Annotated in this window: 27 protein-coding genes and 2 tRNA genes; 16 read left to right on the plus strand and 13 right to left on the minus strand. The window is 39.5% G+C overall.

Annotation, left to right across the window (positions count from 1 at the left end; genetic code table 11):
- The first annotated feature begins 40 nt into the window (after positions 1 to 40).
- Positions 41 to 727, plus strand: a complete 687-nt coding sequence (aqpZ, locus tag FTU75_RS12730; RefSeq protein ID WP_180063003.1) for an aquaporin Z — start codon at positions 41 to 43, stop codon at positions 725 to 727.
- Between the two features lie 97 nt (positions 728 to 824).
- On the opposite strand, the gene FTU75_RS12735 is transcribed toward aqpZ, so the two are convergent.
- Together FTU75_RS12735 and FTU75_RS12740 are read right to left on the minus strand one after the other, a co-directional pair.
- On the minus strand, positions 825 to 1,073 hold the full coding sequence (locus FTU75_RS12735) for a hypothetical protein (protein WP_111884516.1): 249 nt from the start codon (positions 1,071 to 1,073) through the stop codon (positions 825 to 827).
- 117 nt (positions 1,074 to 1,190) lie between these two features.
- Positions 1,191 to 2,279 (minus strand): DNA/RNA non-specific endonuclease, encoded by a 1,089-nt coding sequence (locus FTU75_RS12740; protein ID WP_180116116.1) that lies wholly within the window; start codon positions 2,277 to 2,279, stop codon positions 1,191 to 1,193.
- A gap of 263 nt (positions 2,280 to 2,542) precedes the next feature.
- On the opposite strand from FTU75_RS12740, the gene FTU75_RS18685 reads away from it, so the two are divergent.
- A complete protein-coding gene (locus FTU75_RS18685; RefSeq protein WP_180116117.1) occupies positions 2,543 to 3,259 on the plus strand; it encodes a hypothetical protein in 717 nt (238 codons plus the stop codon).
- Between the two features lie 203 nt (positions 3,260 to 3,462).
- On the opposite strand, the gene FTU75_RS12750 is transcribed toward FTU75_RS18685, so the two are convergent.
- On the minus strand, positions 3,463 to 5,343 hold the full coding sequence (locus FTU75_RS12750; RefSeq protein WP_078193161.1) for a potassium transporter Kup: 1,881 nt from the start codon (positions 5,341 to 5,343) through the stop codon (positions 3,463 to 3,465).
- Between the two features lie 122 nt (positions 5,344 to 5,465).
- Between FTU75_RS12750 and FTU75_RS12755 the strand changes: the two genes are divergently transcribed.
- The 9 genes from FTU75_RS12755 (at position 5,466) to FTU75_RS12795 (ending at position 12,147) form a co-directional block, all read left to right on the plus strand.
- Positions 5,466 to 5,556, plus strand: a tRNA-Ser gene (locus tag FTU75_RS12755).
- A 207-nt stretch (positions 5,557 to 5,763) separates the two neighbouring features.
- Positions 5,764 to 7,044: an integrase arm-type DNA-binding domain-containing protein gene (locus tag FTU75_RS12760; protein WP_180116118.1), complete on the plus strand. Its 1,281-nt coding sequence runs from the start codon at positions 5,764 to 5,766 to the stop codon at positions 7,042 to 7,044.
- Between the two features lie 6 nt (positions 7,045 to 7,050).
- Positions 7,051 to 7,890, plus strand: a complete 840-nt coding sequence (locus tag FTU75_RS12765) for a hypothetical protein (protein WP_180116119.1) — start codon at positions 7,051 to 7,053, stop codon at positions 7,888 to 7,890.
- 113 nt (positions 7,891 to 8,003) lie between these two features.
- The gene (locus tag FTU75_RS12770; RefSeq protein ID WP_180116120.1) at positions 8,004 to 8,300 is read left to right on the plus strand and encodes an AlpA family transcriptional regulator; all 297 of its coding nucleotides are present in this window, start codon (positions 8,004 to 8,006) and stop codon (positions 8,298 to 8,300) included.
- A 237-nt stretch (positions 8,301 to 8,537) separates the two neighbouring features.
- Positions 8,538 to 8,777, plus strand: coding sequence for a hypothetical protein (locus tag FTU75_RS12775; protein WP_180116121.1), 240 nt, complete (start codon positions 8,538 to 8,540; stop codon positions 8,775 to 8,777).
- A complete protein-coding gene (locus tag FTU75_RS12780; RefSeq protein ID WP_180116122.1) occupies positions 8,774 to 8,947 on the plus strand; it encodes a hypothetical protein in 174 nt (57 codons plus the stop codon). Before FTU75_RS12775 ends, FTU75_RS12780 begins: the two co-directional genes overlap by 4 nt.
- 2 nt (positions 8,948 to 8,949) lie before the next feature.
- Positions 8,950 to 9,207 carry a hypothetical protein gene (locus FTU75_RS12785; protein WP_180116123.1) on the plus strand — a complete coding sequence of 86 codons (258 nt, stop codon included), beginning with the start codon at positions 8,950 to 8,952 and terminating at the stop codon, positions 9,205 to 9,207.
- A 117-nt stretch (positions 9,208 to 9,324) separates the two neighbouring features.
- Positions 9,325 to 10,551 carry a hypothetical protein gene (locus FTU75_RS12790; protein ID WP_180116124.1) on the plus strand — a complete coding sequence of 409 codons (1,227 nt, stop codon included), beginning with the start codon at positions 9,325 to 9,327 and terminating at the stop codon, positions 10,549 to 10,551.
- Positions 10,552 to 10,941: 390 nt separating this feature from the next.
- Positions 10,942 to 12,147, plus strand: coding sequence for a hypothetical protein (locus tag FTU75_RS12795; protein WP_180116125.1), 1,206 nt, complete (start codon positions 10,942 to 10,944; stop codon positions 12,145 to 12,147).
- 49 nt (positions 12,148 to 12,196) lie between these two features.
- On the opposite strand, the gene FTU75_RS12800 is transcribed toward FTU75_RS12795, so the two are convergent.
- Complete coding sequence (locus FTU75_RS12800) at positions 12,197 to 13,090, minus strand: hypothetical protein (RefSeq protein WP_180116126.1); 894 nt, start codon at positions 13,088 to 13,090, stop codon at positions 12,197 to 12,199.
- 12 nt (positions 13,091 to 13,102) lie between these two features.
- Complete coding sequence (locus tag FTU75_RS12805; RefSeq protein ID WP_180116127.1) at positions 13,103 to 14,032, minus strand: hypothetical protein; 930 nt, start codon at positions 14,030 to 14,032, stop codon at positions 13,103 to 13,105.
- A gap of 647 nt (positions 14,033 to 14,679) precedes the next feature.
- On the opposite strand from FTU75_RS12805, the gene FTU75_RS12810 reads away from it, so the two are divergent.
- A complete protein-coding gene (locus FTU75_RS12810; RefSeq protein ID WP_078190515.1) occupies positions 14,680 to 14,907 on the plus strand; it encodes a hypothetical protein in 228 nt (75 codons plus the stop codon).
- A gap of 189 nt (positions 14,908 to 15,096) precedes the next feature.
- Positions 15,097 to 15,172 (plus strand) — tRNA-Thr (locus FTU75_RS12815).
- Between the two features lie 51 nt (positions 15,173 to 15,223).
- Here the strand turns inward: FTU75_RS12815 and FTU75_RS12820 are convergent.
- From FTU75_RS12820 to FTU75_RS12830, 3 genes are all read right to left on the minus strand, one after another.
- Entirely contained in the window at positions 15,224 to 16,051 is an 828-nt protein-coding gene (locus FTU75_RS12820) for a cyclopropane-fatty-acyl-phospholipid synthase family protein (protein WP_180116128.1), read from the minus strand.
- 1 nt (position 16,052) lies between these two features.
- Positions 16,053 to 17,351, minus strand: a complete 1,299-nt coding sequence (locus FTU75_RS12825) for an FAD-dependent oxidoreductase (protein ID WP_180035457.1) — start codon at positions 17,349 to 17,351, stop codon at positions 16,053 to 16,055.
- A 430-nt stretch (positions 17,352 to 17,781) separates the two neighbouring features.
- Positions 17,782 to 18,660 (minus strand): pirin family protein, encoded by an 879-nt coding sequence (locus FTU75_RS12830; protein WP_078190517.1) that lies wholly within the window; start codon positions 18,658 to 18,660, stop codon positions 17,782 to 17,784.
- A 328-nt stretch (positions 18,661 to 18,988) separates the two neighbouring features.
- On the opposite strand from FTU75_RS12830, the gene ycaC reads away from it, so the two are divergent.
- Together ycaC and FTU75_RS12840 are read left to right on the plus strand one after the other, a co-directional pair.
- Complete coding sequence (ycaC, locus tag FTU75_RS12835; RefSeq protein WP_078193174.1) at positions 18,989 to 19,615, plus strand: isochorismate family cysteine hydrolase YcaC; 627 nt, start codon at positions 18,989 to 18,991, stop codon at positions 19,613 to 19,615.
- A 107-nt stretch (positions 19,616 to 19,722) separates the two neighbouring features.
- Entirely contained in the window at positions 19,723 to 20,646 is a 924-nt protein-coding gene (locus tag FTU75_RS12840; protein WP_180025069.1) for a LysR substrate-binding domain-containing protein, read from the plus strand.
- 67 nt (positions 20,647 to 20,713) lie between these two features.
- Here the strand turns inward: FTU75_RS12840 and ahpC are convergent, their stop codons facing one another.
- From ahpC to FTU75_RS12860, 4 genes are all read right to left on the minus strand, one after another.
- A complete protein-coding gene (gene ahpC, locus FTU75_RS12845; protein ID WP_078190520.1) occupies positions 20,714 to 21,277 on the minus strand; it encodes an alkyl hydroperoxide reductase subunit C in 564 nt (187 codons plus the stop codon).
- A 283-nt stretch (positions 21,278 to 21,560) separates the two neighbouring features.
- Positions 21,561 to 22,148, minus strand: coding sequence for a single-stranded DNA-binding protein (gene ssb, locus FTU75_RS12850; RefSeq protein WP_078193176.1), 588 nt, complete (start codon positions 22,146 to 22,148; stop codon positions 21,561 to 21,563).
- A 51-nt stretch (positions 22,149 to 22,199) separates the two neighbouring features.
- Positions 22,200 to 23,564, minus strand: a complete 1,365-nt coding sequence (locus FTU75_RS12855; protein WP_180035455.1) for an MFS transporter — start codon at positions 23,562 to 23,564, stop codon at positions 22,200 to 22,202.
- A gap of 155 nt (positions 23,565 to 23,719) precedes the next feature.
- Complete coding sequence (locus FTU75_RS12860) at positions 23,720 to 24,805, minus strand: DUF475 domain-containing protein (protein WP_180035454.1); 1,086 nt, start codon at positions 24,803 to 24,805, stop codon at positions 23,720 to 23,722.
- A 207-nt stretch (positions 24,806 to 25,012) separates the two neighbouring features.
- Here FTU75_RS12860 and tenA point away from each other — a divergent pair, with 207 nt between their 5' ends.
- Positions 25,013 to 25,678, plus strand: coding sequence for a thiaminase II (tenA, locus tag FTU75_RS12865; protein ID WP_078193179.1), 666 nt, complete (start codon positions 25,013 to 25,015; stop codon positions 25,676 to 25,678).
- Between the two features lie 107 nt (positions 25,679 to 25,785).
- Here the strand turns inward: tenA and FTU75_RS12870 are convergent, their stop codons facing one another.
- On the minus strand, positions 25,786 to 26,508 hold the full coding sequence (locus tag FTU75_RS12870; RefSeq protein WP_180116129.1) for a hypothetical protein: 723 nt from the start codon (positions 26,506 to 26,508) through the stop codon (positions 25,786 to 25,788).
- Positions 26,509 to 26,685 lie beyond the last annotated feature (177 nt).

Raw genomic sequence — 26,685 nt, forward strand, 5'->3', positions numbered from 1 at the left:
GAAAATCTATTCCAAATGACAAAAACAAATGGAGTTTTAAATGAATAAATATTTAGCAGAACTGATTGGTACCTTTTGGCTGGTCTTTGGTGGTTGTGGTAGTGCGGTCTTGGCTGCGGCCTTTCCTGAACTTGGCATTGGCTTCGCTGGCGTGGCACTGGCCTTCGGTCTAACCGTATTAACGGCTGCTTATGCGCTGGGTCATATCTCAGGGGGACATTTTAACCCTGCCGTGAGTATTGGCTTGTGGGCAGGCGGTCGTTTTGAAGCCAAAGAACTAGCACCCTATATTATTTCTCAATTGCTGGGTGCAACCCTCGCCGCATTTATTCTATTCATCATTGTGCAAGGTCAGGCTGGATTTACAGGCGTCGGCGGTTTTGCCACCAATGGCTATGGTGAATTATCTCCGGGCAAATACTCTATGCTCTCAGCGTTAGTTATTGAAATTGTGCTGACGGCTGGCTTCCTGATTGTGATCATGGGAGCAACAGATAAACGTGCCCCTGCTGGATTTGCCCCAATTGCGATCGGTCTTGCGCTTACATTGATCCATCTCATCAGCATTCCCGTCACCAATACTTCGGTCAACCCAGCGCGTAGTATGGGTGTGGCATTCTTTGCTGAAACTGCTGCGCTTTCACAAGTTTGGCTGTTTTGGGTAGCCCCAATCATTGGCGCGGTGATTGGTGCTGTCATCTATAAACTGATGGCAAAAGACGCATAAATAGAAGAAGACACCATAAAAAAGCTCACAACCTGTGAGCTTTTTTTCATTCATCCCGAATTGAGCATTGCGTCCTTCGACGGCCGATGAAACAGCATTAAAGAAATGGATTTTCCACTTCGTTTTCATCACCGCCCTGCACTATTTTTTCAGCTAAGTTAGTTTCTGCCTCAAGCGTGGTCACCACATCATTGAAAAATGCCTGTAAAGCTTTCGCTGCAGCTAAGCCAGCTTGGTCTTTCGTCACCTGTAAGTTGCCATAAATATTAATTCGATCTTGGCCATTTTCTAGTGTTAAGTCATGAATTGCATGCGACGCTGTGTCATTTTCAAATGCTTTAAACATGTTGGATATCCTTCTTTCTTTTTGTAGTGATGCAGCAATAGAAATACGTGAAAAAGATTTCAACAGCAAGCAATGCTCCTCTTCATCGCTCGCAGTTCAACGCTATTATCTGCTCGATTATTTCAAAATTTGTAGCAGATATTGCAAAATTTCTTCAATCAATTGTTTGACCAAGGCATCTTGATTGTTGTCATTTCCACTACTTGCCGTGGAAGTCTCACCCACGGATCCACCACTCGATTTAAAGTCTTTTTGCAAACTTAAAATCTTGTCTTCTGCGACATCTGCAGCACACTGGCTTTCAGCATCCCAATGCAAATAAGCGATATCTTGATTTGCTTTTACTTGGGTGGCTTTGAGTGGCAAACGGTAGGTATTACGCTTTTGGTCTTCAGTTAATTCTGGAAAGAAATTAATTCCAGTCAGTTCTTCTAGCGCACAAATACTCATGACTTTGACTGTCGGTGCGGTATCACGCAAGGTATTGTCCGCATAGTACACGCCTGCAACACCTTTTTTCGGCAAATAGATCGCCTTATAAGTAGCGGTCGGCACGATGACCCCTTGTCCGATGGTTTTTAATTTTTTCGCACTATATACCGGCCCCGTTACCACATAGACATCTTGCTTTTGTTTGGTCACTATCGCCCGTGTGGCTTCTTCTAACTCACGCCACACTTGCTGATTATTTTTGGGAGCTTGCGGCACCATATTGGCCAAAGAAAAACTGTCTAACTGCGCAGCTTTATTGGGCATATCGGCATTTGGCGCCATGTGTCCACGGTCATAGCCTGAAGATTTATAGTCTGAAAGCAAAGCCCGATATTCAGACGGCACGCGAGTCTCTTCATGAAAGTTATCTTCACGCGGAATTTTTTGACTCAGGCGTGCGGGGGTTAATGCTTCTGCAACCCAAAGCGGTGTCTTGGATATCCCTGAATACATGACATTAAAGCCATTAAAACACAGTGGAAAACTGTTTTTATGTAGGCTTTCACGGACCAAATAAGGTGGCACTTCACGATAAAATTGGTCCAAACAGGCGCTATTTGAAGTGCTGCTCATAGAAACAAGTTGTTGAATTTTTTCTTGCCCGAAAGCAATAGCAAAGCTTCCTGTTGCCACCAGACCCAACAGCACTTTTATGCCATTTTGCCCAAATAACTGTGAAAGCGGATTTGCTAAATTGCGTTTCTTTTTGACCATGACTTACAACAATGACTTCTAAAAGGACTATTTTTCCGCAGCTTAGCAAGGGTGCAAATTTTAGTACACTTTTCTTTTTTAATTTGCTTAACAATCACACAAATATTGTTTAACAAAGCAGCAGTTGATGTAACTTTATGTCGCAGTTGTGCAGTTCTTTATAGGAGGTCATGAAGCAGTTGCGTATGTTTCATTGAATTCGCCTCAAGAATTATGACAAGGTAAAAATACGAAAAATTGCGATAAAAATATACGGAGTGATTATGCATTCTAAAATTTTAGGTTTAGGTTTAATTTCAGGTTTAATGAGCGCAGCAGCATTTGCAGAGCCGCCGATTCAACCCGGTGATACATTAGAAAGCTTATCTAAAGTCAAAATTGTGACCACCGTGAATGGTCAACCTGGTTCCATTCAGGACTTAGTTTCAAGTGGCCAAGTTCAATTGGTTGAAGCTCCTGCCGGACAAGTCAATGCCGCTGCAACAGAACAGCCCTTAAACCCTGAACAAGCTCAGGCAAACCAAATCGATCCGAATGCCCCTGCAGTCCCTGCAAATGCTGAACAAGCCGTGACTGAAGCGGAAAATGCACTCGCAAATGAACAACAAAGTGTAGCTGCTGCACCTACAGAGCAGTCCGTTCCAACTGAACAAACAGCAGTGGCCAATACACCTGAAGCCGTTATAACTGAAGCACCTGTGGAAACAGCACAGCAAGCACCTGAAGCCGTAGCAACGGATGCCAATGCTGCACCCGTCATTGCCTCTTCTGCAGAAGCGCCAGTGAATGCCGATAGCGCATCGGCTGCATTGCCTGAAGCTCCTCAAGCACAACAAGATGCTTTTATGGCAGCACCTGAAACTCAAAGTGCAAATCCTGCAGATGCATCAATTCAAGCCAACCCAGAAGCACCTGTTGCTGACGAAGCCATCCAAGCTGCGCCTGAAGCCTCTGCAGATGTAGACGCGACAATCAACTAATCAGCGTATTTTCAAGGATGAAATAACGCAACATCTTCATTCTGTTGTTTTGCTCGCATACTCCTCCCAGGAAAAAGCAACAGAATGATCTCTATGTCTTTGGACTAAAAAAGTTTAATTATTACAGATAAAAAAAAGCCAGAATTGATCTGGCTTTTTCGTGTCTAACTTTTAAATCTATGCCTAAAAGTTCAATCTAAGTCTTAAATTTCAATCTGACTGCCCAACTCAACCACACGGTTGGTTGGAATTTGATAAAAATCGCTGACTGGACTGGTATTTCGCTGCATAGAGATAAACAGCTTTTCTCGCCAAGGTGCCATGCCTTCACCCAAGGTATGAATAATACGGTCTCTGGAAATAAAGAAACTGATTTGCATTAGATCAAATTCAAAGCCCAATTCACGATACGCATGCTCCAAAGCGGCAGGAATATTCGGCTGATCTTTAAACCCATAAAACATCGTGATTCGATAGAATCGATCATCTAGTTTTTCCGTGATCACCCGCTCATTTTCGGGTACAAATGGCACATCTCGGGTGTTGACCGTAACCATAATATTGCGTTCATGCAGGACTTTATTGTGCTTGATATTATGCAACATGGCATGAGGCACGATCTCAGGCGTTCCAGTTAAGAATACCGCATCACCTGGAACAAACTTGGTTTCACTGCCCATGCTGACACTGCGAATAAACAGGTCAATAGGCAAAGCATCTTTACCGAGCCGATTGAGCACCAATGCCCGTCCATCTTTCCACGTCATTAAAATCGTAAACAATACCGCACCAATCAGGATTGGAACCCAACCGCCCGCTGCGATTTTTAATGATGTCGATGCAACAAAGATCAAATCAATCAATAAAAATGGCACTGCAAAAATCGCCACTTTCCAAACCGGCCAACGCCATAAACCATAAGCTAAAACTGAGATCAAAATCGTACCGCAGAGCATGGTCATGGTCACAGCTACGCCATACGCACTGGCCAAATTCGCACTGTTTTCAAACAGCAAGATCAAGATCAGCACCGAGATAAACAATGCCCAGTTAATAAATGGCAAATAAATCTGACCACGTTCAACTTCAGAGGTATGTTTCACTGTCAAACGCGGCAAATAACGCAATTGAATCGCCTGATTGACCATAGAGAATACCCCTGTGATCACCGCTTGAGAGGCAATCACCGCGGCCGCTGTCGCCAAAGCAATCATTGGATACAGTGCCCATTCTGGGATCAGCATATAAAATGGATTGGCTAAAGCTTCTGGATTACGCAGTAGCAAGGCACCTTGGCCTGCATAGTTCAACAGCAAGCACGGCATCACCACAATAAACCATGCCAAGCGGATTGGGAGTCGGCCAAAATGCCCCATATCGGCATAGATTGCCTCACCACCCGTCATCGTCAAGATAACCGCACCCATGGTCAAAAACGCAACATAAGGCTGCTGTACCACAAAATTGAAAGCCCAATGCGGACTGATCATGGTCAACACAAATGGCGTTTGCGAAATACTCCATAGTCCAAAACCACCAATGGATAAAAACCACATGAGCGTCAAGGGACCAAAGAATTTACCCATCGTGCCTGTGCCATGGCGTTGCACTAAAAATAGCCCCGCCAAAATACCGATCGATAAGGGTTGCAGCCATTGGTTAAACATCGGCGTCGCAATACTTAAGCCTTCAATCGCAGATAACACAGAGATTGCGGGGGTAATGATCCCATCACCAAAGAACAAAGATGCCCCAATAAAGCCAAGGGCGATCAGGTAGATTTTTTTGTTTTCGGCAATTCGTGTGGTTCGTAGATTCAAGGCCAACAGCGACATAATACCGCCCTCGCCATTGTTATCTGCGCGCATGATGATGCTGACGTATTTAAAACTAATCGTCAGCATGATGCACCAGAAAATCAGGGACAGAATACCCAGCACAGACGCTTCGCTAATCGCCAAGTGTGCTGTGAGGAAACATTGGCGCAGCGCATATAACGGGCTCGTCCCAATGTCTCCGAATACTACGCCCAAAGCTGCCAAGGTGATGGCAGGCAATGCGGCTTTTTGTGCAGTACTTTGCATATAATTGTCTTCAATTTAGACAGGATTTTTGCGAATCATAGCACCGCTCAAGATGTTTTTGTCTAATTCAATTGTTTCTCTTGGCAGAATATATTTTTTTCGCTATTATCCACCGCGCAAAAGGTGAAGTGTCCGAGTGGCTGAAGGAGCACGCCTGGAAAGTGTGTAAACGTTTATAGCGTTTCGAGGGTTCGAATCCCTCTTTCACCGCCAAAACAGTTTTCTACGGGACTGTACCGTAGTGCGAAAGGCTTGAATCTAAAGGGTTCAAGCCTTTTTTTATGCCTATACACTACGGTGCAATCCAGTAGTATCCCGACATATTTGTCGGTACTTTTGACGGTATCTGCTCGCAGATGACTATAATAAGGAGTGAGTCAGGTTTTTCCTGAAATTTATACCGTCAAATGAGGCTCACAATTGGCTAAGCAATCCAATAAACTAACCGCTAAATCCGTTAAAAATCTAGCTTACGATCCTGATAGCAGTAATAAGCATGCTGATGGTGGCGGACTATATCTTTTTATTCATAAGAATGGCTCAAAATATTGGCGTTTGGATTATCGCCGTCCAATCAGTCAAAAACGAAATACTTTAGCTTTGGGTGTCTATGATGAAGTTACCCTAGAGAAAGCTCGTCTAAAACGTGATGAAGTAAAGCGTATGCTCGCTGATGGTATCGATCCCGCAGAGGAACGTAATCACCATCGGGATGAACTTAGAGCAAAACTTGAGAATACATTTGAGAAGTTTGCAACTGAATGGCTCAAGATTCGTGAGCTAGAGCGCAAAGTAGACCGAGAAACAATTCGTAAGCTGAACCGTGATATTTTGCCATTCATTGGCAAATTACCAGTGACCGATTTAAGCGCAGAACAGCTTGAGCGTGATGTAACGAATAGTCTTGTAGAGCGCGGTGCACTTGAATCAGCTCGTCGTGTTAAGTCGATTATGGGTATAGTTTTAAAGCTTCCATTTAAACGCCGTCTGATCACGTATAACCCAGCTTATGACATTACCTTACCCAAGCCTATTAAGGGTCATCATAATGCTGTGGTAAGCGAATCAGAGCTAAAAATATTACTGCAAAAGATTTGGCGTTATCACATTGAGAATCCTCGTGCACGCTTACGAACCGAGCTTGCATTAAAACTTTCAGCGTATATCTATCAACGACCAAATGAAGTTCGTGAATTGCTATGGGACCACGTTGATTTTGAACATCAACGCTTGTGTTTTCGCGCATCCAAAACACATCAAGAGCATATCGTTCCCCTCTCTCGTCAAGCGTTCGATATTTTGAAACAGCTCGAAGACATGCGAACAACTTCTACATTTGTTTTCCCTAGCGTGAAGTCACTGCATGAAAGCATGAGTGAAGATACGATCCGCCAAGCCCTAAATAGACTTGGTTATAAAGGTAAGCACACTGCGCATGGTTTCCGAGCAACGGCGCGCACAATCTTAGGTGAAGAACTTGAATATCGAGTCGATATTATTGAGCACCAATTGGCGCATACGGTACGTGATCCCAATGGTACAGCTTACAACCGAACTAAGTTTTTGCGCCGTAGACGTGAGTTGATGCAGTTGTGGGCGGACTATTTGGACACTTTACGTCAAGGTGGTGATGTATCAGTATTTAAACCTCAGAGTGAAGACAATATCATTGCATTTAATTTAGGAGCAAAAGCGTCGTAGCGGTTAATGCAATACATATCAATTGATGAAGTAAAAAATAAACTTAGTAGCTATAGCAAAATTTCCAATTTAGTCTCTTCAGGTGAATTGGAAATTTGCTACCGCGTAAATAATTATTTTGCCTCAGTCGATGATATTTCAGGACTCGTTCATTCGATTGAATATGGCAATCAAATATTTATTGCCGAAAATACTGAAGAATTAAAAAAAGTTATCTTAGACCCCAGAAATACTCTTTCAGTTTCTCAAACGCAACATGCTTTAAAGCTAAAGCATACAGAAAATCAGATCTTCACTGATAAAGAAAAGTATAAGGATTACCTTTATCCTGAAGAGCTGATTCACTCACCACTCTTTAAATGGCTGTTTTTAGAAAATCATCCACGCATTGAATTTTTAAGAGGACAAATAGAATCTGGAATCAAAGTTTATGAATTTCAACTATTTCCTGAATCCTATACCGATTATTCTGATTTAGAGGAAGCTCAAAAAAATTTAGATTTAACATGGGGAAGAAAAACATTTTCAAGGGATGAACTATTCATCACCACAAGCAGCTGGAATAAATATATAAGAAAACCAAAAACTTATGATGCTATGGATAGAAGAGAAGAAAATACAAAAGAGGATTTATATCAGCTTATCCTCATTCTCAAGCATATTATTATGGAAGAATCGGGTGTTAAACAAAATTTACTAAATGATCAGATTAGAGAGCTTTTAGTACGTGGTGAAACTACTTTAAATAAAGGAAAAATTAACGACATATTTCGTATAGCAAACCGCTACAAAACAACTATCATTAAAAAAAATATTATCAAAATATTCAATAAATCAAAGCCTTAAATTAAAAAAAATCTGCATTTTTTTTAAAAAATTACGAGAAAAACGGTTCTAGTTTAATAACTTTATAAACTCCTCATCACTACGAAGCCCTACCGTAATGATGAGGAGTATTCATGTCATCACTGAATCCAAACATCTACAGACGCCTACTTGAGCGTGATTATTGGCGTATGTGTCAACTCGCTACCACTAGTGAACACAAAGCTCGAATCTATAAAACCAAAGATGGTACGACCCGAACTGTAAAGGCTCGCCCATCCTCGATCGGCATCTTGCCTTTTGGTCGCTCGACCATCTACGACCTTGTACGAAAAGGTGACATGCCAGCGCCTGTCCGTTTAAGCGAACGTGTAAGTGCATGGAGAACAACCGACCTAATCAAATGGCTTGAGTCCAAATCAAGCGTATGAACGATCTAAATACAACATGGGAAGCATCGTGTGAATTGGCAAATCATTTACCCATACGAACAACCAAGCAATGGTTCGCCTATCTCATGAAAAATCCGTCTCAATACCGAAATCAGGACGGTTACAGAATCACAGTACATACAATCAATGGGGAGCGTATGTACACAAAATTCGCCCTAGTGGCATTCATAACAGCACATCGAAATGGAGATGAGCTAAAACTTAAAGGAAAGTCCAATGACTACAGTAATTACTAATACAGCTCAAATTGATGAAATGGGTAAGCTGAAAGCGGAACTGATTAAAGAAACCGTTCAAAGCTTACTCATGCGTAAAAACCAACGATTTGACCTCAGTACAGAGAAAGGTATTGATTACGCCGTAAATTGTACCTTTGATGATCTGCTACAGCAGAAAATCCAAAATGGTGAAATTCAAGTTATCGAACAAGGTAAACCAAATGGAGTAATGCAATGAAAGCATCCATTGTCTCAGTTGAACAAGTTTCCGAGTTGCTGGATGACAGTAAAATCATCATGAAAAATGGTTCAAATTCATCTACGACTTACTACCTGATCTTTCAAGGCCGGGAAGCTGTACTAATTAATACAGCATTCGAAAACTACTTCATTACACAAGGACGTTAATAATGGATACACAAAACAATGTTGAAATCATCTTAAAAGATGGTTCTACAGCTATGGCTTCGAATCACATTGACGAGTTAATTACTTCAGAAGTGGCAAACACGATTGCTCAAATTGATGACGAGTATGACTTGAGTAAACGGGCTGATATTCAGGAATTAAGCGGCATGATTGCAGATCACTTAACAATGAACACAAACATTGCTATTGATTCCAAAATTGTAATGAAAGAATTCCGGAAACAATTGAAATTCCATTAATCCCTGCACAACTACTACGCAATAAGGGGATGCTGTCGCATCCCCTTTCTCATTCCATCTACAACAAACAGCTCAGGCGAATTTGCGTGATACTTCGCCGTGTCAAAAAGGATAGACATGACAAGCTATATTCAATTCAATACATCTTTAAATTCACTCTACGTTGCTATAGCAACTTGCGAGGAATACACATCAAATCGTGAAGCAAACCTTGTATTTGATTCAATGCTAAAGGATCTTTTTGAACATTCTTCTGGAAAATATTTCACAGTCTCAGAAAAAACCAGAAAGCAAGATGAAGATGCTTTATTAAATGCCTATCAAAAAAGAGTCCAAGTCAATGCCGATGCTTGGACTCTCATTGAGGCTGAGTTTTTAAGCAATATCTCAAGTTACTGTTTTGATAAACATATGGAATTTAAAAATGAGTTACTGAAGAAAAAAGATTACACAATTAAATTTACACCTATCAAAATCAAAGCGGTCATTGATTGGTTAGACCTAACTTTTGAAGTAAATCCGAGTATCTGTAAATTTGCCTATAAACCTAATGCAAGAAGCTATATCAAAAGCTTTCTGACAGCAAAAACAGGTACAAGACATTATGTAAAACATGATGAAAGCGATATTGCTCAAAACAATCTAACATTTACTATCCGACTGCATGATATTCGAAGCAAAGATGATTTATTAAAAATTGCACACTTACTCGAAACACAATACGGCGCAGATACTTTAACTATGAAAATCTCAGGTATTGAATTATCTCTCGACTTTTACAATGTTCCCAATCGAGCCTTTTTAAGTGCCCTATACAAGTCCCTTAGGTACAGTAAAACTGCAAAAAATTTTCGTATCTATAAATTTATAAAGGATGATATTCGTAATAAATTTACGCCAGTCCCTAAATCGCCATTTGTTCTATTAAATCGATTTAATAACGATTGGTGTCTTGGTGTAAATCCTAAAGGTTCACCGCTTTGTAATCGCTTATACCCAAAGACGACTGATAGCAATAAACAATCGTTGCCGATTGATCAGCATCGACTACGTGTTGAAGTAACTTTAAATCGTGACTTTCTAGCTGATACAAACTGTTGTCTTTCCAATCTACCGAACATCATAAAATTGGGATTTAAACATCTCTCTTTTACTAAATTAGATGAACAAGCTTCTAAAGAAATGAAAGCGGACTACAGCCAAAATATTGATCATTTTGGAATGGAACAAAATTCAACAAGTGTGAATAGAAACAAACGGACTTTAACAGATGGCATCAAGACACATTCTGAATTGAATAGCCTTGTAGCAAAAGCAGCTTCCAATCTCTGCCGAAAGTTTTAAATTCGTAAAATTCACCTCAGCAATTTTGATCACGAATAAGCTTATAGCCTTGTGTTACAAGGCTTGTAGCAATTCCAAAGAAAGAACTTGCTCTAATACCTATACACTGTCTATCTATTAATAAATTACAAGAACAATGCTCAGTCGCGATGAGATCACTATAAAAAACAACAACGGCTTTTGATTACAAATGAGCGAAGTCTTAGAAATTTGAGCAATAGCCGTATGGAGACTATTCATAAAAATTGGAGTAAAAATAAAACTCTTATACTTAGTTACTTATAAAAACTTAACCACAACTTATACTTTTACTGTGAATTAATTGACCTTTACTTCTTAATACTTAATATAATCAATAATATAATAGCTACTGTTATTTTGGAAAATCACATGTATGTATTAAACAACCAACTACGTGTTGGTGATATTGTTTTAGTTCGTGGTGCTGCTAAACATAGTAAAGTTATTGCAGAAATCACTAAAGGACACTTTTCACATGCAATGATTGCACTAGAAAATGGAGTCTTTCTAGAAGCTATTACAGGTTCTGGTGTACAACGTACTAGCTCTTTAAGAATATCTTTTCAAGATAAATCTAATGTTGTTGTATTACGATGTAATTTTCCTAATGCAGAAATCGAACAACAGGTTCTTACATTTATCTCAGTAAATTCTCCTAAATATCAAGGACAAAAATATAGTTTTAATGGAGCTATTCAATCTATAAAAGCTACTATTAATGATGAAAGTTTTGATGGATATTTTTGCTCTCATTTAATTGCATCAATTTATGCGGATGCCGGTTTTCCACTTTTAGACAAATTAGTACATAAAATCACACCGAATGGTCTACTTGAATCTGTTTTTCTTAATGATATTACAAAAGAAGTTATTGTTCCTATTTCTGAAGTAGGCAGTAAAAGAGCAGAAGTAAGCAGTTTAAAATTTGATTGTATTGATGCTGGTGGCACAACACTATCTCAGGATGCTAAAAATCATCGTAAATTTCTTAATGAAACTTCTAAATATTTCCGTAGAAATGGACTTGATATACCTAACAATATTTCTGAAATACCTTTAATTTTGATGAATCAATTAGATAAAGCAAGTGTAAAAAAACTCGACTACCAAATAAGTAAAGTTTATAAAAAAGTTGGTATCAACAAACATATATCTAATAATGTTTATAGCTCCAATCACTTATCACAAATTTGTAAAGCTATGAAGGAAATTGATGAGTTTGGAGAAGCTCATGTTTTGGATTTATATCAAGATTACTCTTATCACTTCACATCAACATTATCGAAACGTTATCTGTTAATTAAGCATCAACAGCTCTTTAACAGATGTTATGAGCGCTATAATTTTAAATTCTTTGAACTACGACTCGAATACTATACGATGATGGTTAACTCTATAAATTCTCTTATAGAAGAAGCTAAAGATGTCTTAAAAAACCTTGAACAAAGTTTCCCTCAATATGTAAAAGAATTTGCGGATATAAAATATAGTATCTCTTGCTTTGTTATCGAAGATCAAAAGGATCCTGAAGTTAGGTCTGCTCTTATCTCTTCTCTAGATGCTATGAATAACTAAATTTAATATGCTGCCTAGCCCTAGGCAGCGTAATTTTAAATCAATATACTCAAACTCTATCAAATTCAGACCATTCAATTATCTTTTCCGAAAGATTTTCAGCACTATTTCCTTCTACTAGATCAATTTTTTCGTAGCCTAAACTCCAACGAAAATCTTTAATTATTTCGATTCTTTTGTCTTTATCGGCTCTAGACATGATTTCTAAATTTTCAATATCAGGAGACAACATAAATAATTTAAAATCAGTCTTCTCTTTTGTAAATTTTTTAGTAAAAGTTATATTATTTAATGCCTTAAGGCAATTGATTTCAATTTTCTCAGGTGTTGCATAGACGGAAGAAATCAAATCACCAGCTTTATTTTTACCTTTAACATTTAGAGCTATAGGTAATTCCCTATAACCGATATCCTCGTCACCTACAGGTTCAACATTATCTGAGAATATGTCAGTATAAATTTCACCAAGTTTTTCTTTGATGTATAACTTTACATCAGTATGGAACTTTGAAGTTTTAACTGTTCTAAATATTTTTCGACCTTTAACGCCACTACTATGTGGATGAGACAAGGGAACTGTTCTATACAATAAGTCTTCAATGATAGAGTCTATTGATTCTCCTTGAACAAATCCTCTTTTATCTATAGTTAACTGATTTGAAAAAGAGGTTTCATAATTTTGATTTAGAAAATCGTCAAAAAGTTCGATACAGCTTTTTATATATGAAGCATTCTCAACGCCAAAAGCACACTCTATACGTCCAAAGTCTTCAATAAATTTAGTAAAAACAATCCCATCCAAATTTACCAACACACCAATTGCTAGCTCTTCCATTGTGATTAAGTCAGGCTTAAAGCGAATATGTGACCAATTAGCTTGGATAAGCTCTTTTTGCTGGCTACTTTCTTTAAGAAATCTATTCTCAAACTTTTTAAAATTCATTTTTAATACCTGCTATGCATACTGAGCTGAAGTATCAAGCCAATGGTCACATTTTTGCTCAAGGCTACTAACTTGAATAGCCGATTCCTCTAAAAAATCTTGTAGGACTTTGCTTACTTTTTGAATTGGTTGACGAGGTAATTTTGTATCTACTTCCTCGGAATCAGTGAATTCATCAATTAAACTAAAAAGCTCTTCCTTGACTTGGTTCAAACCAATTATATGCTTTTGCTTTAATTCAGTTAATTCATTTAATAATTCTTGTTTCCAAAATAAGTCTTCACCAAATTTACTTCTATAAATTTGAGTGTACCACTTCTGACATGGTCCATTTATAATTCTAGACTGCATAATATCCCAAACAGTCCAATTATCCCCATATAGAATTCCGCCGTGATCAATAAGCGTAAAAGTTCTATTTGGTAGTTCTAATAAATTTCCTAAATTTCTATCATCATTCGCTAACCAATCATCACATAAAATCAATTCTGGAAGATGACACCATTTTTTAAGCGATTCTCGTAATTGATTGGCTAAATACTCTTTAATTTGAGGATCTTGCTGTTGAGTTATTTCAATCCGCTTATTGAGACCATTAGTATTTGTTGTAACCCATGCAATTACTTCACCTCTATACTTTTCTAGTTCAGAAGCCTCCTTCCATAATTCAGGAGTTTCTGTTTCAGAAATTTTGTATTGTAAAAAACCACCCAACTCAGGTTGTGGAAGATTTAGTGATCGGATCAGTAAAAATCCAATAGCCTCATTTAATAATGCTCTTTTTTTGTCATGTTTATAAAACTTAACAAAGGACTCTCTACAAATCCCATCCTCCCAAAGAACCTCTGCAACATGTGTACCTACACCCATACAACCATCAATAGCCGAACGGAGAAATTTTCTATAATAAGAAAACGGTAAATACTGTAAAATTTGACTCATCTCTCCCCCTAGAATATAAAACCAAGATATTGTTATTTATAAAAATAAAGTATTAGATACTCTCCTAATTTAGCACTTTTACTGTGAGTTTCATAATTACGAAAATATAATTTTTAACCCAATGACGGTACAAATGGCGGTATATTTACAGCTTTATTCTTTTATGTTTAAATATTTCATATATTTAGATATTAAACCTGACGGACTCTTTCACCGCCAGAATAAACTGCAATGCCAAGCAGAATGAAGGTCTAAATTGATAAAATTTAGGCCTTTTTTAATTTTATTGTTCTCAATATTAAATATCCCCCTAATTGATCTTCTATTTGTTTAGCTCAATAACTTCACAGTATTTAAGTCCTGATTGATGGATTTAAATCACACGTTTTTTTCCTAATGCACGACTTATGGATTTTTTATTGGCAGTAAGAAAGACACGTTTATTTACAAATACAAATTTTATATTCTAAAGACAATTACTTAAGCCTATGCTAAAAATAAATCATCCTCTCAATATAGGTGCTATTCAAAAAATTATTCATTAATTTAAACATCATAGAACTGAAACGCGATTGCGGTACTTTTAACTTGATCAACGAAAAACTTAAAAAACACCTTTCATATATCACTGCTATTCGGGAGAGAACATGAATAACAGCCAGAATTATGTTAAGCAGATCAAGAACGCCAAACGTGGTGGCTATACCCCAACCCTTGCCAAAGACATCAATAAACATAAAATTCAAAAAGCACAGCGTCTGATTGACGAATGGCGAAAGCTCGCCAATGAACTCCGCCCCCAAATGCAACTGGAGATGGCATATACACTTGAAGAATGCGCACAGGATCTAGACCAAATTTTAAGAATGAAATAGCACCCAACGTTCATCTATCCTACTTTTTCGCCCACATCTTGTGGGCGAAATATTACCTAATTTTATTTCTCTGGTTTTTAGAGCCAAACATCGGTCGAATGCTGAATAAATCAAACGTATAAATTACATTCGATTTGCTGTTTTTTAACTTGCACCACTTCAAAAAATCTGTAGAATGCATTCCACAACGCCGGCATAGCTCAGTTGGTAGAGCAACTGACTTGTAATCAGTAGGTCCACAGTTCGAATCCGTGTGCCGGCACCATTTCTTAGCCTCGCTTTTTAGTGAGGCTTTGATGTTTTTAGAGCCGCTCTTTTATGGCTTCCTCGCGTTAATCTGCACATAACGAATCAGCCCGTCTCGATACAACTTCTCACACAATTTTGCCGTCATCTTGATTTTGAATTGATCCACATAACTCAGGCTCATCTGACTTTTTTGTTCTTGAATATAATCGGCAAAACCCTGAAATACGAATTCGCTGATATCTTCAATCTGGATATTTTCGAAACCTGCCTGTTGCACTTGGTGTTGTAAATTTTGCTTTGAATTTAAATTTTTCAAATTCACATCTGCTGCTTTCAACAGACTTTGATATTTCAATCGTTGCACTGAATTTAAATTCAAAAACTCATCGGACAACATCAAATAGTGAAAAGCAAAGCGTCCCTTTAAATTCAAAACATTAACAACTGATAAAAGCAATAAATTCAAATCACTATGATACGCAGCATCAATACACAGTACGGCATCCATACAGTTTTGTGGATAAATATTTTTTAAATTCAAAAATGAATCTTGTTGTATTTTGATTTTTGAATTTAAACTTTTTTGGATTTTTTCCACACATTCGGTTTGCAATTCGACTGCGGATAAGTTTTGAATTTGAAAATGTTCCATCCAAAAAACCAAGCTCGCGCCCTGCCCACAACCAAGGTCTAAAACACGATCTGTAGATTTTAATTGAATGGATTCGGCAAGATGGAAAGCGAGTTTTTGACAGGCTGCAGGATAGGATGATTTTGCATCATCCCAATAGCCCAAATTGCTCCAAGCAAGCTCCGAATCATCTCCGAGTAGTCGACTGTTAATCGCATATTTATGGCTAGGGACGTACTGACGAATTGCTTGAAGCCATTTCATGTTAGTAACCGAGTTGAGGGGCAACCTCCACTTTAGGTTTTAAACCCACAAACGGCAATGGCGCACCAAAAATTTCTGCAATATGCATAGCAGACGTTACCGCGGACTCTAAAATCGGCAGACCATCGCAAGACCATGAGCCACAAAAGAAGACTTTACGCTCAGGCGATAAATGTCGTTGCTGTAACTCTTTATTCAGCGCCACGGTATGAGAATCCACCACTGCGCGTGTCAAACTAACCGAAGAGATCACTTTTTTAGGATCAATCGGTGTCACTGGCTGCCAAGTTTGGAACACTGGAGTTTTACCCACCAAGCTCGGCTCGATTGAGTTCAGCCACACGGTAAATTGCTGACGGGTAAATTTACGGTCCATCATATAACTTAGTACAGACCAATCTTTACGCTTCGGCGGCATCACGGTTTGATCGGTGTGAATCACCAACTGACCTTGCTCAAATTTAAATTTCTTTAAGAGCTCAATATCATCAGCAAACTGGGTTGGATCTAAAAATTCTTCCGTTTTGGTGGTTGGTGTCGCAACAACCACGCGATCGAATAGATGATGTGCTCCGGCCTCAGTTTCCACCAAGACTTTATCGTCTTGCTCGTGCACTTTGGTAATTGCCGTACCACTTTGAATATTTAAACCTTCAATCAGTTTATCAACCAACGCAGGTGTACCGCCTTGGATACGCAACAAGGCATCACCATTGGTCAATTGACGCAAGAAAATCAACAGCGGTTTCGCAGGCCATTCGCCAATCGTTTTCGGGTTACAAGTGCAAATGGTATACAACACAGGCATGACCGCACCATGCCAAAATACTTCTTCAATTTCATTTTTATTAATGAACTCGGCAAGCGTGATGTCCTGATTTTTTGATTTAAAAAATCGAGTGATCGCAGCTTTGAGTTGCAACATTCCTTTGACTAAACGCCAGCCATATTGTTGTAAGCCTTTACGGTTATTAATAATTGGGAAATTACCAATACGGCTACGACTAGTGGTCAACCACGTTTCTGTACGATCTTCAAATAGCCAACTGCATGCCATATAGGTACGGACTGGGAAAGTTTTAATCCCTAAATGGGTCGCCAAACTTAAGGTATTTTTCCAGAGGTGTGGATTCATCACACGCAAAGGGGCATCGATCAAGCCACCTTCAAACTCAGTGCTGTGGCTATCCATACCACGACCAGGCAGAGCTTCGAAAATTGTAATGTTATGCCCTGCGTCTTTAAGAATTCTTGCGGTAGCCAGCCCAGCCATGCCACTACCGATGACTGCAATTTCCAATTTTCTTTTCCATCTATAAAACACAGTTTAAAAGTATGACTGATCAGAAGTTAAAAATAGCTATTAAAAAATACCAGATTCGCACTTTTTGTATGGATTTCAGTACAGCCGTTTTTAAGTTAAATTTACAAATATTTACAGTCAAAAAGCACACAATTTAAGCTTTGTTTTTTAAACATATTTTTCTTTAAAATTTTAATTACTCTATAAAACCAAACAATTAAATTAACCATTTTTATAACTTTCGGTTTACTTTAAAGCCAAGTCTCGCTAAGATGCGCCACATAAGAAAGTGATAAATTCATCACAATTTATAAAAAGTAAAATGATATTTAAATCATGACAACTATAAATACTACAGCGCTCAATAAAAAAGCCTCTGACTATTCAGAGGCTTTTTTTTCGGCTATTTCAACGGCATGATTTTCGCTTAAGCTTCATGCGCCAGTGCAATTTCACCAAATTTTCCGTTATTGAAATCATCAAAGGCTTGAATGATTTCAGCTTTGCTATTCATCACAAATGGGCCATAACCTTGAATCGGCTCATTTAGTGGCTCACCGCTAAGTAACAGAAATTGTGTGTCCTGCAACGCTTGTAGCTGGATGGCGATATCGTCTTTGGCAAACATGACCATCGAACTGTCTTGCACTTTATGGCTTTCATTCACCACAACCTCACCCTTCAAGACCACCAAAATGGTGTTATGCCCTTCAGGTACATGTAAGGTGGTTTCATATTGAGCTTTTAACTCACCATCCCAGACATTCACTGGACTAAAGGTCTGTGCTGGCCCAAGGTGACCACCCATTTCACCGGCAATCACCCGAATATGGCCTGCACCTTCATCCATGTCTATGCGTGGAATATCTTGGCGCGTGATCGCTTGATAACGAGGCTGAGTCATTTTGTCTTTTGCCGGTAAATTCACCCACAATTGAACCATCTCAAAAAGACCACCTGCTTGAGCAAATTCAGGCGAATGAAATTCTTCATGTACCAAACCCGAACCTGCGGTCATCCATTGCACATCACCCGTTTGAATTGTGCCGCCACCACCACTTGAGTCTTTATGAGTCACTTCACCGCTGTAGGCGATAGTCACGGTTTCAAAACCACGATGTGGATGTGAACCCACGCCATGCTGTGCAGTGGTGGGATCGAACTGATAAGGTGCTGCATAATCCAAAAGCAAAAATGGGCTAATCGCCTGACCTAGACGATCATAGGAAAATAAGCTTTTGACTGGAAAACCATCGCCCACCCAGTGCATTTGCTGATTACGATAAACACCAATTACTTTTTTCATTTCTTAGCTCCTATATTCATACGATAGGATGAACATAGCGCTAATTTTAAACTTTGAAATACTTACTGACCATCATCCAGATAGCATTCTATATCTCAAATATAGAACAATAATCATTAATACAATCTAAAATTTACTCAAAAACCAGCATTGATTTGAAAAATATAGGGGTTTAAGTCATATTCAACAATAAATTATCCCAATTTTATGATTGTTTTTCTCATTTAAATCCATTCCATTATCCCATTTTTATAGCTATGCTAAATCGAGTTAACACGCAGACTTCATCTGATTCTGCGTACTTGCAAACAGGAAAGAGGACAATAAAATGGGCAAACCTTACGTTCGTCTAGACAAAGACAATGCCGCGGTACTTTTAGTTGACCATCAAACGGGTCTACTTTCATTGGTTCGCGATATTGATCCAGATAAATTTAAAAATAATGTGCTCGCACTTGCTGCAGCTGCTAAATATTTTAATCTTCCAACAATTCTCACCACCAGTTTTGAACAAGGTCCAAACGGGCCATTGGTTCCAGAACTCAAAGAAATGTTCCCTGACGCACCTTATATTGCACGACCAGGTCAAATTAATGCTTGGGATAATGAAGATTTTGTGAAAGCAGTCAAAGCAACCGGCAAAAAACAATTGATTATTGCCGGTGTAGTGACTGAGGTTTGTGTGGCATTCCCAACCTTGTCTGCTTTAGAAGAAGACTTTGACGTCTTTGTGGTGACCGATGCTTCAGGTACTTTCAACCATTTAACCCGCGACTCAGCGTGGGAACGTATGACGCAAGCGGGTGCACAGCTCATGACGTGGTTTGGTACCGCGTGTGAATTACACCGTGACTGGCGTAATGATATTGAAGGTTTAGGTGCGCTTTTCGGCAATCATATTCCAGACTACCGTAACCTCATCAACAGCTATACGCAAAATACTGAAAAGAAATAATCCTCCAGTAGTAAAAAGCGGCTTCGAGCCGCTTTTTTTATACCTGATGTATAAATTGACGTATGATAATTGGAATTGAAATAATTTTTCACTGCATAAGGTGATCCATGCATTCATTTGATGACTATTACTACTTTTACTTGGTGGTGAAACATGGCGGTTTTAGCGCTGCAAGTGAAGCATCGAATATTACAAAATCAAAATTAAGCCGACGCATTTTAGATCTTGAAGCCAAATATAATGTCACCCTTATTCAGCGTTCTACCCGACACTTTAAGGTCACGACATTAGGCCAAGAATTGTATGAAGAATGCATAAAAGTGATCGAACAAGTCGAATGTGCGCATCAGGTGCTCTTGAAGCAAAAAAGTGAACTTGAAGGCTTGGTTAAAATTAGCTGTCCACCGGTCATGATGGAACATCAAATTCGCCCTTTGTTAAATCAGTTTTTAAAAGATCATCCCAAAGTTCAGGTCGAACTCGAGCTGTCTAGCCGCCGTGTGGATGTCTTACATGACGACATTGATTTGGCGATTCGCACCAATTTTAGTAAGAATGAAGACTCGAGTATTATTGTACGTGACGTGATTAAAACCGTGCATTGCTTAGTGATTAGTCCTGAACTTTTACAAGGACGCGAGTTAAAGCATATTACCGAATTGACAGAATTTCCGAGTATCGTTTTGGGCACACAGAAAAACCGCTATCAATGGCATTTGCATCATACGGGACAGCAAGAACAGATTGAAATTGCCTTACAGCCTCGGATTAAAAGCAATGACTTAGCCGGTACTTATTATGCAGCACTCGATGGTTTAGGCATTGCAGACTTACCCTATTTAACCGTGCAAGCAGATATTGAGGCAGGTCGTTTAATTCACCTCTTCCCCGAATGGTGCTCAAATGTCGGTACGGTGCAATTGGTATATGCTTCGCGCAAAGGTCAACGCCTAGTCATGGAAAGATTAATTGACTATTTAGTCGATGGAGTTCGTGGCTATGCTCCAGAACATGATGGCTATTTAGTCTAATGATCTAAACCACAAAAAAGCCAGAACTGAGTTCTGGCTTTTTTAAATCTACGGTTGGATCACCAAATTAGATTTTACCCACAAGGTCGATCGATGGTGCAAGCGTCGCTTCACCTTCTTTCCATTTTGCAGGACATACTTCACCTGGGTGTGCATGTACATATTGAGCAGCTTTTACTTTACGCATCAATTCAGAAGCATCACGACCAATACCACCTGCATTGATTTCAACGATTTGGATTTTACCTTCAGGGTCAATTACGAAAGTACCACGGTCAGCAAGACCATCCGCTTCAATTAAAACATCAAAGTTTTTCGCAAGTGTCCAAGTTGGATCGCCAACCATTGGGTATTCGATTTTCTTAATTTCTTCAGAAGAATCGTGCCAAGCTTTATGCGTAAAGTGTGTATCAGTAGATACTGAATAAATTTCTACGCCCATTTTTTTGAATTCAGCATAGTGATCAGCAAGATCGCCTAATTCTGTTGGACATACAAAAGTAAAGTCAGCAGGATAGAAAAACACCACAGACCATTTACCGTAAAAGTCTTTTTCTGAAACTTCAATAAATTGACCGTCTTGGTAAGCGGTAGCGTTAAATGGTTTTACTTCAGTATTAATTAAACTCATTTGATATTCCTCTAACTCATTTCAGGGATTGCTTATCTGTTGAAGCTAGAATACGACTTATCAAATCATAGGTAAAACCGAACTTTTTTATAAAAACTATCGGATTTTTAGATTTATTATTTATATTAATATTAGATTTTAATCGACGCTACCAATCAATAATCTATTCGCTCAATGCTGAACACAGTACTGGCAAACATTTAGATACACATAAAAAAACCCTCAAGATTGAGGGCTTTTTTTGATGATGATCTACCGTTTTAAACGCTGTGTTTAAGGTTCATTAAAACGGTAAGTCGTCATCTAAATCTGCTGCTGCAGGAGCCGGTGTCGGTGCAGGCTGTTGTTTTGGCGCAAAACCACCTGGGTTGTTATTGCCATAGCTATTGCCTTGAGCCGGTTGGTTATTGCCATAACCGCCTTGGTTTGAGCTATTACCGTAGCCACCTTGGTTTTGGTTATTGTTATAACCACCTTGTTGATTATTAAAACGAGGCTGACCAAAATCACCGCCTTGACCTTGTTCGCCTTGTTGGCGATTATTGTCAAGCATTTGCATTTGTTCACCACGAATTTCAGTCGTGTAACGCTCTTGACCGCCTTGATCTGTCCACTGACGAGTACGTAATGAACCTTCAATATACACTTTAGAACCTTTGCGCAAATATTGCTGTGCAATTTCACCTAAGCGGTTATGTAACACAATACGGTGCCATTCTGTTTGCTCTTTACGTTCACCTGTATTTTTATCTGTCCATGAATCACTCGTTGCAATTGAGAACTGAGTGAGAGAACCACCATTTGGGAAAGTTTTTGTTTCAGGGTCACGACCCAAAGTACCAACTAAAATGACCTTATTTACACCACGCATCAGACGTATTCTTCCTATTTGTTTCTATTATTTACTTTATAAGAGTTATGGTTAAATGGCTACCTCTTTCCCTAACAAGTGCGTTAAATGTTGTCGCGCAGATTCATCCATCTGCTGCTTATCCACTTTTACATAAGCCACTTGCTGGTCAGACATCACCACAACTTCTTCAATACCACGAATTGCTAAAAGCTGAGAAGTCCATTCATCCGTTTCTTTATCTTCAGGCAAACTAAACACCATAGACGATAAATAACGCGGCTGAGCCAACCCAAAACTAATGATCAACCATAAAATGGCTAGCGCTGTCAGGATGCCCCATCCCATTGCCGTATCATTTAGCAACAGAAGTTGCCCACCAATCATACCACCAAAAAATGCCCCCAGAAACTGACTGCTGGCGTTCACCCCCATGGCAGTCGCTTTGGATTGAATTGGAGCTGCTTTCGATAACCATGACGGTAATAATGCCTCCATCACATTAAATGCGATAAAGAATAAACCTAAGCCTGTCAGCAAAATATATTTTGATTCGAAACCAAAAATTAAGATGCCCAATCCTAAAATAATGCCACCAATGGCGGTCAAGAAAATGCCGCGCATTTTGCGATATTTTTCCGCCAAAATAATACTTGGAAATGCAAAAAACAGGCTCACGACCAAAAGCGGCAAATACACCAGACCATGCGAATGCAAGGGAATATTGGCGAAGTCAATCAACTGAGACGGCACATAGATAAACATCGCTGTGAGCAGTAAATGCAATGAAAAGACTGAAACATGTAAACGATTTAGATCAGGCATTTTCAGTACTTGCTTTAACTGCGTCAGATAACCTTGTTGAAAATTTTTATGATGACGCGTTACTTTCGGTACCAATAGCAACATCGCAATCGCGGCAAGTCCCATGATGGTGGTCACCCAAAATAAACCCGAGATGCCGACTAAACCTGTGAGCCAAGGCCCAAGGCTGAACGCGACCACAAAGGACAAACCGATACTCATCCCCATCATGGCCATGGCTTTAGTACGCTGTTCTTCACGTGTGACATCGGCTAACAAAGCCATCACTACGGCAGATACAGCACCACCACCGGCAATCGCACGCCCGATAATTACGCCATAGATGCTATCGGACATCGCCGCAATTGCACCGCCTAAAGCAAACAACAGCAGCCCAATTACCACCAACGGTTTACGACTATAACGGTCTGCAATTAGACTAAACGGGATCTGTAAAATCGCTTGAGTTAAACCATAAACACCCACCGCTAAACCAATAAGTGCTGGTGTTGCCCCTGCATATTGCTGACCTGCCACAGAGAAAACAGGAATAATCATGAACAGCCCCAGCATACGTAAGGCGAAAATACTACTCAAAGCAAAAGTTGAGCGTCGTTCAAGAGCATTCATCATAGCTGGTTAAAAATTCATTAATCTTGGAATGGGATTATAGGACATTCAGCTTAAAGCGAAGCAGGATTTTTATTGATTTTAAATATCCTGATGATTGGACAAATAAAAAGCGCAGCTGATGCTGCGCTTTTTGGGAGATTTTAGGCAAATTTAAATTAGCCTAAATTTTCTTGACGCTTTTTATATTGAATTGAGGCAATCACAGCCCAAACAATAAATGCCACACCAATTAGACCCGTTACCACTTCAGGGACATGAAGACCTGTGCCACTTGCCAACATAATGAAGGCCAAAGCACCAATCGCATAATGCGCACCATGTTCAAGGAAGATATAAGCATCTAAGGTGCCTTTATCCACTAAGTAAATGGTCATTGAACGCACGAACATAGCACCAATAGCAAGACCGAGCATAATGATTACGACATCAGAGGTAATCGCAAATGCACCAATCACACCATCAAAACTGAATGAGGCATCGAGTACTTCAAGGTAAAGGAAACCACCAAAACCTGCTTTGATCACGCCCGTCGGTACGCCATTTGCGTCATGTCCAACCGCATTACCGTTTTCATCAACTTCAGGTTCACCACCCAATAAATGACTCAGTACTTGGACACCGATATACACCACGATCCCCCAGATACCTGCCATCACTACCGCTAGACGAGAGGCTTCGGCCACGTTTGCTGCCATTACCAATAACGCAATTAGGGCAATAAACACGGACATCGCAGGAACGTTTGCAAGATTGGCCAAACGGCGCTCTAGCCAACGGAACCAATGGGTATCTTTCCCTTCATCTAAGAAGAAGTTCAGGAATACCAACAATAAGAAAGCACCACCAAAGGCCGCAATTTCTGCATGATGTGCCATCAATTTTGCAGAGTATTCAATTGGATTATTCAATGCCAATTGCACCACTTCCATAGCGCCCATGTCAGCCGTTACAGCAACAATGACGATTGGGAAAATCAAACGCATACCGAATACAGCAATCACGATCCCGACGGTTAAGAAAATCATTTTCCAGAAATGATCCCAACCACGGAGTACCGATGCATTCACTACAGCGTTATCAAATGACAATGATACTTCCATCACTGCCAAAATTGCAGTAATGGTCAGTGCTGTCAGCATGGCTTGCACACCTGCATTTGGGCCATGATTCAGACCCCAATATGCAGAAATGGCAAGACACACGATCGTAAAGACGATTGAGAAACCAAAATGTTTCATCATGATAGATCGACCTATTCATTCAATAAGATTTCAAAATGAGGGAATACCCAGTTTGAAGCTAAGTTTATGGCGCAATTATGCCGCTTTTCAGGATTGAAACCAAAAATTATTCGTTACATTTTGAATAAACACTCTAAGATGGAGGCTCTCAATTACATCGCATCATGGTGTAGACCCGTCTTTCATTTTTAACGACAGGAATGTTCAATGCGTTTTTCTGAAGAAGTTTGGCAACGTAATACCGCGTTATATCAGCAGATTCTCCATCTACCGTTTAATCAGGAATTGGCTCAGGGTAGCTTAAGCCGCGATGCCTTTTGCCACTATGTCATTCAGGATGCCCATTATTTATTGGCCTATGGTCGTGCGCTTGCAGTGTGTGCAGCCAAGGCATTTGATGCCGACGATGTGATTCAGTTTTCTGAAGCGGCAAAAATTGCCATCGTGGTGGAACGCAGTCTGCACAATGACTTTATGCAAGGTTTCAACATTAGCAAAGAACAGTTTGAAAATACTCCACTGACCCTTGCCTGCCATCATTACACTTCATTTCTAACAGCGACAGCATGGTCAGAAAGTTACCCTGTGGTCCTTGCCTCACTCCTGCCTTGCTTTTGGATCTATGCTGAAGTCGGCAAAGCCATTGTCAGCCAATCTGTGCCTAATAACCCTTACCAAGCATGGATCGACACCTACTCAGGTGAAGACTTCAATACTGCTGTGCAAAACGTGATTCAAACCATTGATCGAGTGGCAGCCCGCTGTGATGCAGATACACGTGAAAAAATGCATGCCGCTTACACGAACGGCGCAAAATTAGAATGGATGTTCTGGGACAGCGCGTATCAACAGCGCACATGGCCTGTAGAATAAACCTTTGATTTAAACTGTATAAAAAATTAAGGATCTAAAATTGCTTTTAGATCCTTTTTTATACGGTTGGATTCGGTTCAAATGACCTTGCACGATCATTTCAGGCATTAGCGTTTAAAACGATACCATCCGAGGAAAATCCCCATCGCGATAATCACCAAAAAAATCGCCAAACGTGCTTCACGCAATTCACTGCGCGCTGCTTTGCGTTCCTGCATTTCTTCTGAATGAAATTGTGATTTGATCATCGGATCAAGTTGAGTAATGGCCAATAAATCTTTGGGCTTTTCACCTTTGCCTAAAATGAAATACAGCCCTTTCACCTGCATTTCATTGAGTTTACCCAGTTCAATATTCAGTTGAGTAGCTTGTGCATTATAGTCAGGCACCCAATCTTCTACGCGGGCATATACATGGGCACGACTAATATCAAAGATTGATGCATCCTGCACTTTCTTGCCAGTTTGATCTTCCAGTTGTTCACTCAAATCGGAGAATTGGGACAGTACATAGTCTTTTTTCTGTGCCAACTGTACGCCGTCAAAAGCATACTCTTGTATTTTTTGTGCAGGATTATTTTTCAACAATAAGCCTTGGGGAACGACTTTAAAGTCTAATACGGTGTTGTCAGGGACTTGGTTGGTTTGCAGCACCATATATACCACAGACCATAGCTGTTCATTTTGCCCGACCGCAGGCACGCTCACGCTATAACGCTGCTCGGCTGCAGGGTCAATAAACTGTTCAAACGCGAGGATTTGACTGTCTTCAGCCCACAGGATCTGGCTTGAAAACATGAGGCAGATGATCACCCAAAATTGTTTTAACATTATTTGCTCTTATCATGATTATTTGCTGTTCTGTCAGAATTATAATTAATTATTCAAATACTTACATTTAAAATCACACATTTAACGATTGGAAATTCATCATAATTTTAGCCAAATCTATTGTTTTATAAATGATCTAGAACCCATAAAAAATTGATCTGAATCAACACCGATATA

This window comes from Acinetobacter sp. YH12140, from assembly GCF_013418475.1.
Taxonomy (GTDB): domain Bacteria; phylum Pseudomonadota; class Gammaproteobacteria; order Pseudomonadales; family Moraxellaceae; genus Acinetobacter; species Acinetobacter amyesii.